This is a genomic window from Flavobacterium artemisiae (assembly GCF_042678225.1).
In the GTDB taxonomy this organism is placed as follows: Bacteria; Bacteroidota; Bacteroidia; order Flavobacteriales; family Flavobacteriaceae; genus Flavobacterium; species Flavobacterium artemisiae.
Window position 1 is genome coordinate 836335 of the sequence record NZ_JBHUDZ010000012.1, and the last position, 13023, is coordinate 849357.

Consider the following 13023-nt stretch of genomic DNA (forward strand, 5'->3'; position numbering starts at 1 on the left):
TCTTAGAAACCTAAATCTTTTTTTACATCAGCAGTGATGTTTGGACCATCAGCTAATAATAAAGTAGAACCGTCTAAAACGTATTGGAAACCTTTAGCTTTTCCAACTTTTTGGATAGAAGTTCTTACTTTTTCCATTAAAGGTTTTACGATATCAGTTTCTTTTTGTTGTAATTCTTTTTGAGCATTGTCTCTGTAATCAACAATTCTTTTCTGCATGTCTTGAACTTCTTTAGAACGCTCTCCGTTTACAGCATCAGTAACAGTTGCAGCTTCAGCTTCGTACTTTTTAATTTTTACTTGATATTCATCAACCATTTTTTTGTATTCAGCATCATATGTACCACTTAATTTTTGCAGTTGGTTTTGAGCATCCAGCATAGCTGGCATTTTCGACATGATCTCGCTTACATCAACATGAGCTACCTTCGCTTGCGCATTCATTGTGTTACTTGCTCCTAAAATAAGTATTGCAGCAATTAGTAAAGTTTTGATTTGTTTCATCATTTTTAAAAATATTAATTAATTATTGGTCGTATTAGGTTTTTGTGTCTCAGCCTCCTTCGCCTTTTTGGCTGCTTCTCTTTCTTCTAAAATTTTCTTTCTTCTTTCTTCTAATTCTTTTTTACGCTGCTCGTACAATAATTGTCGTTCTTCTGCTTTTGTCATTGCTGGCTGTTCTGTACTTGTTTCTGTAGCAGCAGGCTTTGCAGTTGAGGTTGTATTTCCCGTAGTTGCTACATTTCCAGTTGTTGCAGGTTTTGCAGTTTCTGTCGTGGCAGGTGTACTAGTCGTTGTTTTAGCTGTTCCAGAAACCGTGCCATTTTTTTTAGCTTCTCTTTCGGCAGCTATTGCATTTCTTCTGTCTTCGTATTCTTTTTTCTTAGCTTCCTGTTCTAGTTTTCTATCTTGAATAAGTTTCTCTCTCGCTACTCTTTTTTCATCCAGGGCTTTTTGGCGATCTGCCATTGCCGGATTATCATCAATTGCGTTTTCAAGATTTTCTTTAGCCTCTTGATCTTTTAATTGTTTTTTAGTCAGCTGTTCACGTTTTTCAGTTCGATTAAGAACACGCAATACTTGATCACTTATATTAAATCTAGTATTACTGAAAAGCATTGTCAAATCTGATGATTTATCAAAGATAAAATCATAATTTTTAGCTTCAGCAATATCTTGAACAGCAGTAAAAACTTGATCTTGAATTGGTTTTGCTAATGCAGCTTTTTGACGCATTAAGTTACCATCAACTCCAAATTGTTTTTGCTGATAATCCATCATCTCTTGTTCAAGAAACTTAATTTCAGTTTCTCTTTCTTCAATAAGTTCTTTTGTCAGCAAAGCTTTTTCAGCTTTTAAACTTTCTTTGAGCGTGTTGATATTTAATTTTTTGGCTTCAACTTCTTGTTTCCATTTTTGCGCTTTTAGCTCTAGCTGCGCTTTTGCTTCTTTATAATCGGAAACATTTTCTAGAATGTATTCCATATCAATGTAACCAATCCTAGTCGTTTTTCCCTGTGCCTGACTTGTATTAGCTACAATCAAGGCTAAAAATATAAATAAAAACTGTTTTCTCATAACATAACTTTATTTGATGATTTTTAACCAAACGCAATTTGTCTAAAATTGTTGTCCAATGATAAAGTGTGTTTCCCAGCCGTTTGCTTTATTTTGACCTGGAAGTGCATCAAATCCATAACCAAAATCAATTCCTAATAATCCAAATGCAGGCATGAATACACGTAATCCAGCTCCAGCAGAACGATTTAAGTCAAACGGGTTATAATCTTTAAACGTCGGATAAGATGAACCTGCCTCTAAAAACGTTAATGCAAAAATAGATGCCGATGCTTTTAATGTAATCGGGTAACGTAACTCCATAGAGAATTTGTTATAAATCGTTGCACCAATTTGTTCTCCATTAGCATTTACAGGTGTCAACGAGTTGTTTGGATAACCTCTCAACTGGATTGTTTCTCTACCATCCATAGAGTAATTGGCCATACCATCTCCTCCTAAATAAAAACGTTCAAACGGAATAACACCTCTATCTTGATTATAAGCTCCTAAGAAACCAAATTCTGTCAATGTTCTTAATACTAATTTACCATATACTTTGGTATACCAGTCTCCTTTGAATTTAATTTTGTAGTACTCTAGCCAGTTGTATTTTTTCTGGTCCACTTTTGCAGGATCTGCAGCAGCTTCTTGGTAAGTACTTACTTTATTATTGCTTGCGTCAACATAATCACCAGGACTTACAACAAGTCCATTACTGTCTGTATAACTTGCTGTCGCTTTCAATTTGTATTCTTCTTTTTCACCTAAAGTTTTGTAATCTACTCCATTAAATAAAGAGTATGGAGGTGATAATTTGGCAGAAATACTAAACTCTGAACCATAAGTTGGGAATATTGGGTTAACCCCTTTATTACTTCTTGAAAGTCCGATTGTATAAGCCAAGTTTCTTGATGCTCCATTACCAAAAGTAAATAAACCAGTGTTGTAATTATTTAAATCGTAGTGCTGATAACTTATCGATTGTGATAATACAAAGTAATCATCTGGCACTGTTAACCTTTTTGCTAAACCAACTTGTACTGTAAAAATATTAAAACTTTTGCTTCTGTCAACAGTTCTTGTAATGTAATTATTAAGAAACTGCTTACTATATGAAATAGATGAGCTAAATTGTACTGGTTTTTTTCCTCCAAACCAAGGTTCAGAGAACGATAAACTATACGTCTGGAAGTATGTACTTCCTTGTAAACGCAAGGCTACTTTTTGACCATCTCCCATTGGAAGCGGTTTGTATGATTCTTTATTAAAGATGTTTCTCGCCGAGAAGTTATTGAACGAAAGCCCTAAAGTTCCGATGAAACCTCCACCGCCGTAACCTCCTTGAAGCTCAACCTGGCTAGAACCTTTTTCGACTACATTATATTCAATATCTACAGTTCCAGCTCCTGCATCCACATTTTTGAATTTAGGATCAATAGCCTCAGGATCAAAGAAACCTAATTGTCCGATCTCACGAATTGTTCTTACTAATTGTTCTTTACTATATTTTTCTCCTGGTTTTGTTCTTAATTCTCGGTAAATAACGTGGTCATTGGTTTTATCATTTCCAACAACAGTAATTTTGTTGAAATAAGCAATTGGACCTTCTGTAACTCTAATTTCAAAATCAATAGTGTCATTTACAGTTTTAACCTCAACAGCATTGATGTTAGAGAATAAATAACCATTGTTTTGGTATAAGTTGGTAATGTCTTCTGCGTCTGGTTTTGTTTTATCAGCAATTCTTTTTTCTAATAAAACTCCGTTATAAACTTCCCCTTTTTTGATTCCTAAATAACGGTTTAACAACTGATCTGAATAAACTGTATTTCCTAAGAACTTAATGTTTCCGAAGTAGTATTTGTTTCCTTCTTCTACATTAATTTTTATAGCAAGCATATTTCTGTCCTTGTTATACTTAACAGAATCATAAATAATACGTGCGTCACGGTATCCTTTTTCTTTGTACGCTGCAATAACTTTTTCTAAGTCAGCTTTGTATTTTTCAGGTATAAATTTCGAAGCTTTAAAAACACGAAGGATATTTTTTTGTTTCGTATCTTTCATAGCAGAACGCAATTGGCTTCCGCTAAGTTGCTTGTTGCCAATGAATTCTATTTTGCTGATTTTTACTTTATCTCCTTTATCTACCCGAACGAGCATGTTTACCAAGTTACCCGCAGTAGTGTCTTTTGTAGTGGTAATTATAACTTTTGTGTTATAAAAACCATCTTTTTTATACTTGTTTTCGATGTAGTTTTTAGTCGTCGTAATTAAGTTTTCGTTTACGATTTTATTCTTAGTTAGGTTGTTATCTTTTATTAGACCTTCGACCTTACTTTTCTTAATTCCAACAAATTTTACTTCGTTTAATTTAGGTAATTCAACGATATCTAAATCCAGATAGATACTGTCATTTTCTACTTTATTTACATAGAATGCAATTTCGTCAAATAGGCCAAGTTTGCCCAATTTCTTAATTGCACTACTGATTTCTTCTCCGGGAACTGTTATTTCCTGACCTTTTTGAAGACCAGAAAAGGTAACAACAGTCTGTTCATTAAAGCTGATTTTACCAACGACAGAAACTTTAGCTAGAATGTATTTTTTCCCTTGATCAAAAGGGACTCTTTCTTGTGCTTTAACTTGTGAGAAACTACCCAATAACAAAAGGGTACAGATTATTTTTGGTATTCTTTTTTGTAACACTAAAAGCTTATTTAATTTGTTCACTGGTTTTTCCAAATCTACGTTCTCTTTTTTGATAACTAATAATAGCCTCATATAAATCTTGGTCTTTAAAGTCTGGCCACAAGACATTAGTAAAATACAATTCTGCGTAAGCGATCTGCCACAGCAAGAAATTACTTATTCTATGTTCTCCACTTGTTCGTATTAATAAATCTACGTCTGGTAAATTTTGCGTGTAAAGATGCTCATTTATAATTAAATCGTCAATAGTGTCTATTGAAATTATATTATTTTTAACTTTATCACTAATAGACTTTACAGCGCTGACCAGTTCCTCTCTAGAACCATAACTTAAAGCAAGGGTTAAAGTAAGACGCGTATTGTTTTTTGTTTTTTCAATTACATCTAAAAGTTCCTTTTGAGCCGATTTTGGTAATTTTTCAAGATTGCCAATTGCATTTAGTTTAATATTGTTTTCTTGCAGGGTAACAAGCTCTTTTTTTAGAGAATTGATCAATATCTTCATTAATGCTTCCACTTCTAATTTTGGACGATTCCAATTTTCTGTAGAAAAAGCGTATAAGGTTAAAAACTCAATGCCCAATTTGGCACAAGTTTTAATAGTCTCTTTTACGGATTTTGTTCCGTTTTCATGTCCGAATGCACGTAAAAAACCTTGTTGTTTGGCCCAACGTCCATTGCCATCCATGATAATAGCAAGATGTTTGGGTAAGTTTGTGTGATCTATTGATTCTAGTAAATTCATTTTAATCTGCGCAATAGCAAGGTTTTTGTCCAAAGGTATACGTTAAAGTAATACCTGAAAAAACATACCAGTCATTATTATTTAAGTTTCCGAATTTTAAAATATTCGAATTAGTGGTGTCGGGATTACTTCCGTCAATATTATCAGTAAATGTATAACGCACCCCAGCTTCAATTCCTAAAACGAAATGAGGAGTTACGTTTGATTTTATACCTAATATAATAGGTATAGCAAGAGAGCTTGCATTGTTAGAATAAATAGTGTTTGGGCTTGTAGTATATCGGTATAAATTATCATACAGAAAAAAGTTTAGACCTGAGAATACATAAGGTGTAACTTTAGTATGATAATCGTGCAGGTTAAAATCAAAGAAATTGAATTCTAGTCCGGCAGAGAATTCTTTTATGTTATTTTTAAAGCTGTACCCTCTTTGATTTCTTCCTGTTTCATCAGATTGATTATCAAAACCAGCAACTCTCGACTGAGTATAAGAAAATCTGTAAGAGTGTCTCGGGCTTCTGTTCCATTTATACAATATACCAAAAGCAGGTTTCTCAGGAGAAATATAGGTTGTTCTTCCGACGTCTCCAACAAAGTTGCTTCCGCCTAAAAAAACACCAAGCTCGTTTATTTGAGCATTTAGTGTAATAAAGGGGAAAAAACATAACAATAAATTAAAAATTTTCTTCATTTAATTCAAAATTGCGTGCAAATATAATAATTATCAATACGAATCAACGTTCCTTTATATAAATGTGCTTTTTTTTCAATTTAATGTATGATTTTGAGCAATTTAATAGAGATTCGCTACATGCAGAACGAGAAAAAGTATGGTATTCGTATAGTGATAACGGATAAAAGAACTTAATTTCTTTTGTCTTCTCCCCAAAGCAGCTTATTTCTAAGAGTTTTTAAGAAAGTTTCACCTGGTATTTCGACCATTTTTATTTTATAATCTGTTTTTTTGATTTTCAGAATAGATTCATTTTTTACAGATGAAATTCTTGAATCTAACGAAACTAGATATTGATCTTCTCTTCCTGTTACGCGTAAAGTAATTTCGGTATCATCAGGGATAACAAGTGGTCTGGCGGTTAAATTATGCGGGGCAATAGGCGTGATTACTAAACTTTTTACATCTGGCGTTAAAATAGGTCCGCCACAACTAAGAGAATATCCTGTAGAACCGGTTGGCGTAGAAATTATTAATCCGTCTGCCCAATAAGAATTTAGATATTCGTTGTTTAAATAAGTTTCAACTGTGATCATCGAAGTTGTGTCTTTACGGCTCACGGTAACTTCGTTCATAGCAAAATTAAGTTCTTCAAAAGCTTCGTTTTCAGGATCAGCAGTTAAACCTAATAATGTTCTTTCTGAAGTAGTGTAATTTCTATCAATCACAAATTGTAATAAATCATCAATATTTTCTTTTTGAACTTTAGCCAAAAAACCTAATCTTCCTGCATTGATACCTAATAATGGAACACCAGAATTACGAACAAAAGCGGCTGCTCTTAAAATAGTTCCGTCGCCGCCAATACTAATCAGCATTTCAAAGCTATTATCTAAAGCAGTATTTGGAGAAAAAGTTTTGTATTCTTTTTTTATAAGCTGCTTTTCATAAAGCATATTCAGAAAATTTTCTTCAATTACCATTTCAACATTATTGGAATTGAAAAACGAGAATATGTCTTTTATAATTGGCTCTGTACTGTTCTGATAATATTGTCCGTAAATGGCTATTTTCATTGTAATTAGATAATTTGTCAATGTGTCAATTAGATAATCGGGAAATGCGAAAATTATCTAACTAATTTTCTCATTGGCACATTAAGAATTTAAATATTAAGGTATTTGTCTAAATAATCAGAACGTTCTTTAAGGCTGTTAATATAATTGTCTTCCTGATGTTCAGAGATAATTTCATATTCATATCTTCTAAACGTCTGGATAATTTCATTCATTGCTCCAAGACTTAGTTTTATTGTAATTTGAACATTTTCTGAATCAGCTTGAGAAACAAAACAACCTAAGATTTTTCCGTTATTACTTTCAACAATCTGAGTTACTTCGCTCATAGAATAATCCAAAAGCCCTTTTTGAACAATAATAATTCCTCCTTGTTCTTTTAAGAAAGGAGTTTCTTGAAAAAAGCGCATGATATCTTCCATTTCATAATAACCAACATAGTTATTATTCTCGTCTAAGACAGGAACTGTATTTGTGTGATTTTTAGCAAAAACCTCTAAAACGTCAAGCCAGATCATAGAACTTCTGGCGAAGAAGCGTTCTAATGCATATTTATAATCACTAGCATTTTTATCAATATCAAAAGTCTCGACATCGTCTGAGGCAATACTTCCGATAAAAATTCCATTCTCTAAAACAGGGAAATGCGAAAAATTTAAGTCAGCAAAAAAGTCTTGAACCAATGCAATAGTTTCTTGGCTGTCAATCGCTCTGAAATCGTTATTGATATAGTTTATAATTTCCGTCATAAGTCAATTGAAGATATGTCATGCAAAATAATCAAAAAATACCAAAAACAGCTGCGTTTTACTTTGTATTTTTGTCGTAACAAATATAGTGTTACTAGAATTAAATTATCTATTTATATGACAAAGTTAAGTGTAAATATCAATAAAATTGCAACGCTTCGAAATGCTCGCGGCGGAAATGTTCCTGATTTATTAAAAGTTGCAGCCGATATTCAGAAATTTGGCGGACAGGGAATCACCATTCACCCGCGTCCAGACGAGAGACATATTCGTTATCAAGATGCAAGAGACTTGAAAGCAATTGTTACAACCGAATATAATATTGAAGGAAATCCGCAGCATAATTTTATAGATTTGGTTTTAGAATGCAAGCCTGATCAGGTAACACTGGTTCCAGATGCAATTGGAGCAATAACTTCTTCCGCTGGCTGGGATACTATTAAAAATCAAGATTATTTGAAAGAAGTCATTCAAGAATTTCAAAGAAACGGAATCAGAACTTCGATTTTTGTGGATCCTGTTTTAGAGATGATCGAGGGAGCAAAAAAAACAGGAACTGATAGAATCGAATTGTATACAGAAGCTTTTGCACATGAGTACGATTTAGGAAATAAAAACGGAATTGATCCTTACGTAAAAGCGGCAGAATTGGCAAACGATTTAGGTTTAGGAATTAATGCAGGACACGATTTAAGTCTTGATAACATTCAGTTTTTCAAACAAAATATCCCAGGTTTATTAGAAGTTTCTATTGGACACGCTTTGATTGCCGAGGCACTTTATCTTGGATTAGATAATACGGTAAATATGTATTTAAGTAAATTGAAGTAAGATTAAAATTAAACAATTATAACTTGATGTAATTGGGTTATAATTGTTTATTTTCGCACTTTTCTTATTAAAATTACGTGTCAAAATCTGCTATTTTCTTTTTTTTATTTTGTTTTTCTAACATTATTGCTCAGTCAAATGTGAGGATAACAGGAAATATCGTCTCTTCTGATAACCAAAAGCTCAATGGAGTTAAAATTTCTTTAGAAATAAATAAGAAACAACTTTATACTGTTTCAGATAGTCTGGGGGATTTTTCAGAAAATATTCCTTTAGGGAACTTAATAATAACAATTAATCATTTAGATTTTACGCCAAAAAACATTTATTGTATTATTGAAAAAGATACTGCAATCTCAATTGTGTTAGAAAAAGATGTTTCGCAATTAAAGGAAGTCGTTATTTCAAATGATAAAAAAAGCGGGATCAAAAATTTAGATGCCGGAAAACTTTCTTTCAATCTAAAAGAATTGAGCACCGTTCCGACACTTTTAGGAACTACAGATGTTATCAAACTTTTACAACTCACGCCGGGAGTTCAGAATTCTGGAGATGCAAACGGTTATTTGTATGTCCGAGGCGGTGACCCAGGACATAATGCAATCTTGTATAATGAAACTCCAATATATGGAATGTCTCATTTGCTGGGAATATTTCCTTTCTATAACACCGATCATATTAAAGAGGTGGAATTTGACAAATCGACTTCAAATCCAAAATATGGAGGGCGTTTAAGTTCAACTACACTTTTAAATACCAATAAAAAAATACCTTCAGATTTTTCTATTCAAGGAAATGCTGGGGTTTTAGCTTCGCAGTTAACATTGACAGTTCCTTTAAATGAAAAGAATGGATTTTATATTTCAGGACGAAAAACGTATATTGATGAAATTATGGGACCTTTATTAAAATCAGGTTCCAATAATGATGTTAAGGATATGAAATATGGTTTTTCTGATGCAAATCTTACTTTTTTATCGCAGATTTCGAAAAACAATTTATTCTCTTTAAGTGCTTTTGTAAGTGGAGATGAGCTTAAAGTAAAAGATGAAAATCTGGCATTGCAGACAAATTTGAAATGGAGCAATTTTGCCGTTTCGCCCTCTTTAAACACAGTCTTTTCACCTAAAGTGAGGATGTCAAATTCGCTTTATTTTAGTCAATATTCAAATGAACTAAATATGGAGCAGGCAACAATTGAATTTGGGGTTTCTTCGTATGTAAAAGATTTTGGTTTTAATAATGCAGTGAAATTTTTAATTGGAAAAATTCCGTTTAAGTCAGGACTGCAATATGTTTACCACGATCTCCAGCCTCAAAAGGTAAATGTAGAAAACCTGACAACTGTAGATAATTATTCTCAAAGAACAATAAATGCAAATGAAGCAGTAGTATTTGTGAGCGCTAATCCTAAATTGTTTAAAAATCTAACAGCAGATTTAGGATTTAGAATCAATTATTATACTTCTGGATCAGATTCCTATTTGCATTTTCAGCCTCGTGCAGTTCTGAATTATCATGCAAATGAAAAATATTCGTTCTACGCTTCTTACAACAGGCAATATCAGTATTTAAGTTTAATTACAACTTCAAGTGTTGGTATTCCAACGGATTTTTGGATTGCAAGTTCTGACGGAATAAAACCACAATCGTCTAATGAGTTTTCGATTGGTTCTAATCAGAATATTACCAGAAATTTTTCTTCTTCTTTTGGAGGCTTTTACAGATCGATGAAAAACCTGCTGGAATATCCATATGGAATTACACAGTTTAATGAAATTACAACGTTAAAAAATGATCTGTATGTTGGCGAAGGAAAAGCATACGGATTTGAAATGATGCTCAAAAAAAGCAACGGAAAATTTACTGGCTGGTTAAGTTATACCTTAAGCTGGTCTGACCGAAATTTTGATGAATTGAATAACGGAAAAACCTATTTTGCAAAATACGATAGACGCCATAATCTTTCTGTGGTTGGAATGTATGATTTGAATGCGAAATGGAATTTTGGCATCACGCAGCTATTTGGTTCTGGAAATCGATTTACAATGCCGACTTCATGGTATTTTATCAATAATAATCCAGTTAAAGAATACTCTGGATATAATAATGCACAAATGCCAAATTACATCAGAACAGATATTTCGGCAAATTATTATTTTGTAAAAACGGCTAAGAAAGAAAGTGCTTTAAATTTTTCGATCTACAATACATTTAATGTAGAAAATCCGATTTATGTGGTTTTAGATGTACAGGTAAATGAAAACAAAGATAAGGTGGTAGTAAAGCAGGAAAAGAAAGTTTTGTATCGAATTCTTCCTTCAGTCAGCTGGAGATTTAAATTTTAAGGAATATGAAAAAGTATCTATTGTTTCTTTTTGGTTTAGTAATAACAAGTTGTTCTAATGATAATTTCAGTGAGCAAAAAAGTACCGAATCCAAAATAGTGGTTGAAGGCTGGATTGAAGAAGGTGATTTTGCAAACGTTTTATTATCAAGCAGTATTCCGGTTACCGATGTAATTGATTCGACCAATGTCCTAAACCATGTTATTCGATCTGCAAAAATTACAATTTCTGATGGTCAGAATTCTGAAGTTTTAAGAGTTAAAAACGATAAAAACAGAGTCCCACCGTTTGTGTATTTTGGTTCGACTTTAATGGGAGAAGCAGGCAAAGAATATACACTTAAAATCGAATATTTAAATCGCGTAGTCGAAGCTGTGACTTCAATTCCTAAATCGGTGCCATTAAAAAGTGCCGAATACATAAAGAAGAAAGAAACAGATACAACAGGTTATGTTTTTGTGAAGTTTGACGATCCAATAGCTGAAAAAAACTATTATCAAATCGCAACTAAAATTGATGGTGAAGAACCTATTTTTGTTCCTTCTTTTTATGGCAACTTAGATGATAAAAATTTCGAAACTACCGCTGTTTCTGTGCAGATCAATAGGGGAGTTATATTGTTTCCGAAAACAAAATTTACGCCTTATTTTGCCGATGGAGATTTGATTCATGTGAAATTACGAACTCAAAACAAAGACGCTTTAGATTTCTGGAACAGTTGGCAGAATGAAATTGTAAATGCCAAAAATCCTATTTATCCATCAAACACCAGTTTAAAATCTAATATAAAAGGAGGAATTGGTATTTGGGCAGGATATGGTCAAAGTACTGTTATAGTTAAAACACCTCCAAAAAAATAAAAGCCGATTTGAATATTCAAATCGGCTTTATGCTATATTTTAAAAGCTGTTATTTTTCGAAAGCAGCAATAAAATCTTCAAATTTAGTTTCAAATTTACTGAATCCAGCTGAGAAATAAGTTTCCATAGAAACTTCTGTTTTATCATTAAATTTTAAATAATCTACAGCATCATAATATTGGACTGTAACTTCTTTACCTTCTTGGTAGTAACCTCCATTTGGATTTTTTGGATCAGCAACCCATACACTTGGTGTAGTTGTATAGCTGTAACCTTTTTCAGAACGTTGAACAATATCAGCGATTTTAGTTCCGTCTTTTTTAGAAACTAAGATTAATTTCGTGTTTTTATTGAAATTGGCTACTCTTCCGTCCGTTAATTTTTTGTGATATGCATTTAAATCCGTGTAAAAATTTGGTGAATCATATTCAGTTGGGTAAGTTACAGTTTTGTCTAAAGTAGCTTTTTCTGCAGCAGCAGTTGCTAAATCTGTGTCCGCAACAACAACGAAATTGTCCATTAATTGGAATAATCCGTTTGCTTTACCTCTGTATTGAACAAGTTCGTCATTGTCAATCAATGCATCGATATTAGCAGAGCTTCCAGCGTTAAAATTAATTAGAGTTTTACCATTATAAGTAAGAGAGGCTTTTCCTGTATTAGAAGCTCCTTTTTTAGAACTCATTTCCCATGTGTATCCATCATTCAAAACCATTTTGTAAGCAAATTCTTCAGGTGCTTGTTTTCCGTTAGAATATTTTGCAGTTTGATTGAAGCTTGCTGCTTCTTTTGAGTCAATTGTCAGGATTGCATCAGCAGTTAAAGGCAAGAAAATGTGATCATTGGTTTCAACACCAGATTCCCAGTCATAACTATCTGTTATTTCTATTTTAATATCAGAAGAAGTACTTTTTGAAGAAAAAGAAGCATTGTTTGCTGTTTGAGATCTTTTTGCAGGAAAAACAAATTTCAATTCAGTTGAAGAAGCTGTTTTATCCCATTTTTGTCCTGCATTATTCCAAGTATAAATTCCGTAAACGCCAGATACATTCAAAATATCTTCTGCTTCGTTGTCATTTTTACCATTGAAAATATCTACAGAACTTAAATCTAAAAGTCTGCTTAAATTTTCTAATGCCTCAATAGCACCAGAACTTTTTGTTTTGTCAAGCTGCGTAAGCATTTCATTAGCTTCTGCTTCTAGTTTTACTTTTTGCTGGTCTGGAGTTAATTCAGAATACGATTTTTTTGTAAGTTCTGCAATTTGCTCTTCCAAAGATAATTCTGTTTCTGGCTTAGTGTTGTCACTATCATCACTTGAACAAGAAACCATAAGCTGCGATGCGACTAATGATAATAAAAGGAATTTTTTGATCATGATTTGGTGTTAAAAATTAAATGATTTATAAATTTTTATTTGGGGCGCAAGGTATATTATTTACTTTTTTAATCCTTACGGGAAACCGTAAA

At 32.7% G+C, this 13023-nt stretch carries 11 protein-coding genes; 3 read left to right on the top strand and 8 right to left on the bottom strand.

The features are described from left to right. Positions 1-2: 2 nt before the first annotated feature. The 7 genes from ACFSC2_RS14255 to ACFSC2_RS14285 form a co-directional block, all read right to left on the bottom strand. Positions 3-506 carry an OmpH/Skp family outer membrane protein gene (locus tag ACFSC2_RS14255; RefSeq protein WP_172426837.1) on the bottom strand — a complete coding sequence of 168 codons (504 nt, stop codon included), beginning with the start codon at positions 504-506 and terminating at the stop codon, positions 3-5. 15 nt (positions 507-521) lie between these two features. After that, the gene (locus ACFSC2_RS14260; protein WP_379814752.1) at positions 522-1577 is read right to left on the bottom strand and encodes an OmpH/Skp family outer membrane protein; all 1056 of its coding nucleotides are present in this window, start codon (positions 1575-1577) and stop codon (positions 522-524) included. 42 nt (positions 1578-1619) lie between these two features. After that, entirely contained in the window at positions 1620-4343 is a 2724-nt protein-coding gene (gene bamA, locus ACFSC2_RS14265) for an outer membrane protein assembly factor BamA (protein ID WP_379814750.1), read from the bottom strand. Then, entirely contained in the window at positions 4276-5016 is a 741-nt protein-coding gene (locus tag ACFSC2_RS14270; protein WP_379815445.1) for an isoprenyl transferase, read from the bottom strand. Before ACFSC2_RS14270 ends, bamA begins: the two co-directional genes overlap by 68 nt. Before the next feature lies 1 nt (position 5017). After that, on the bottom strand, positions 5018-5707 hold the full coding sequence (gene porG / locus ACFSC2_RS14275) for a type IX secretion system protein PorG (RefSeq protein ID WP_379814749.1): 690 nt from the start codon (positions 5705-5707) through the stop codon (positions 5018-5020). Between the two features lie 173 nt (positions 5708-5880). Then, on the bottom strand, positions 5881-6765 hold the full coding sequence (locus ACFSC2_RS14280) for an NAD kinase (RefSeq protein WP_379814748.1): 885 nt from the start codon (positions 6763-6765) through the stop codon (positions 5881-5883). 89 nt (positions 6766-6854) lie between these two features. Further along, positions 6855-7514, bottom strand: a complete 660-nt coding sequence (locus ACFSC2_RS14285) for a CBS domain-containing protein (RefSeq protein WP_379814746.1) — start codon at positions 7512-7514, stop codon at positions 6855-6857. Between the two features lie 117 nt (positions 7515-7631). Between ACFSC2_RS14285 and ACFSC2_RS14290 the strand changes: the two genes are divergently transcribed. The 3 genes from ACFSC2_RS14290 (at position 7632) to ACFSC2_RS14300 (ending at position 11553) form a co-directional block, all read left to right on the top strand. Continuing rightward, positions 7632-8345, top strand: a complete 714-nt coding sequence (locus ACFSC2_RS14290; RefSeq protein WP_379814745.1) for a pyridoxine 5'-phosphate synthase — start codon at positions 7632-7634, stop codon at positions 8343-8345. Positions 8346-8485: 140 nt separating this feature from the next. Further along, positions 8486-10693 carry a TonB-dependent receptor plug domain-containing protein gene (locus ACFSC2_RS14295; RefSeq protein WP_379814743.1) on the top strand — a complete coding sequence of 736 codons (2208 nt, stop codon included), beginning with the start codon at positions 8486-8488 and terminating at the stop codon, positions 10691-10693. A gap of 5 nt (positions 10694-10698) precedes the next feature. Continuing rightward, positions 10699-11553, top strand: coding sequence for a DUF4249 domain-containing protein (locus ACFSC2_RS14300; RefSeq protein ID WP_379814742.1), 855 nt, complete (start codon positions 10699-10701; stop codon positions 11551-11553). A 49-nt stretch (positions 11554-11602) separates the two neighbouring features. Here the strand turns inward: ACFSC2_RS14300 and ACFSC2_RS14305 are convergent, their stop codons facing one another. Further along, positions 11603-12931 carry a hypothetical protein gene (locus ACFSC2_RS14305; RefSeq protein WP_379814741.1) on the bottom strand — a complete coding sequence of 443 codons (1329 nt, stop codon included), beginning with the start codon at positions 12929-12931 and terminating at the stop codon, positions 11603-11605. Positions 12932-13023 lie beyond the last annotated feature (92 nt).

Coding starts and splice junctions, on each gene's coding strand:
- ACFSC2_RS14255 (WP_172426837.1), bottom strand. CDS start 506: ATGATGAAACAAATCAAAACTTTACTAATTGCTGCAATACTTATTTTA.
- ACFSC2_RS14260 (WP_379814752.1), bottom strand. CDS start 1,577: ATGAGAAAACAGTTTTTATTTATATTTTTAGCCTTGATTGTAGCTAAT.
- bamA (WP_379814750.1), bottom strand. CDS start 4,343: ATGAGGCTATTATTAGTTATCAAAAAAGAGAACGTAGATTTGGAAAAA.
- ACFSC2_RS14270 (WP_379815445.1), bottom strand. CDS start 5,016: ATGAATTTACTAGAATCAATAGATCACACAAACTTACCCAAACATCTT.
- porG (WP_379814749.1), bottom strand. CDS start 5,707: ATGAAGAAAATTTTTAATTTATTGTTATGTTTTTTCCCCTTTATTACA.
- ACFSC2_RS14280 (WP_379814748.1), bottom strand. CDS start 6,765: ATGAAAATAGCCATTTACGGACAATATTATCAGAACAGTACAGAGCCA.
- ACFSC2_RS14285 (WP_379814746.1), bottom strand. CDS start 7,514: ATGACGGAAATTATAAACTATATCAATAACGATTTCAGAGCGATTGAC.
- ACFSC2_RS14290 (WP_379814745.1), top strand. CDS start 7,632: ATGACAAAGTTAAGTGTAAATATCAATAAAATTGCAACGCTTCGAAAT.
- ACFSC2_RS14300 (WP_379814742.1), top strand. CDS start 10,699: ATGAAAAAGTATCTATTGTTTCTTTTTGGTTTAGTAATAACAAGTTGT.
- ACFSC2_RS14305 (WP_379814741.1), bottom strand. CDS start 12,931: ATGATCAAAAAATTCCTTTTATTATCATTAGTCGCATCGCAGCTTATG.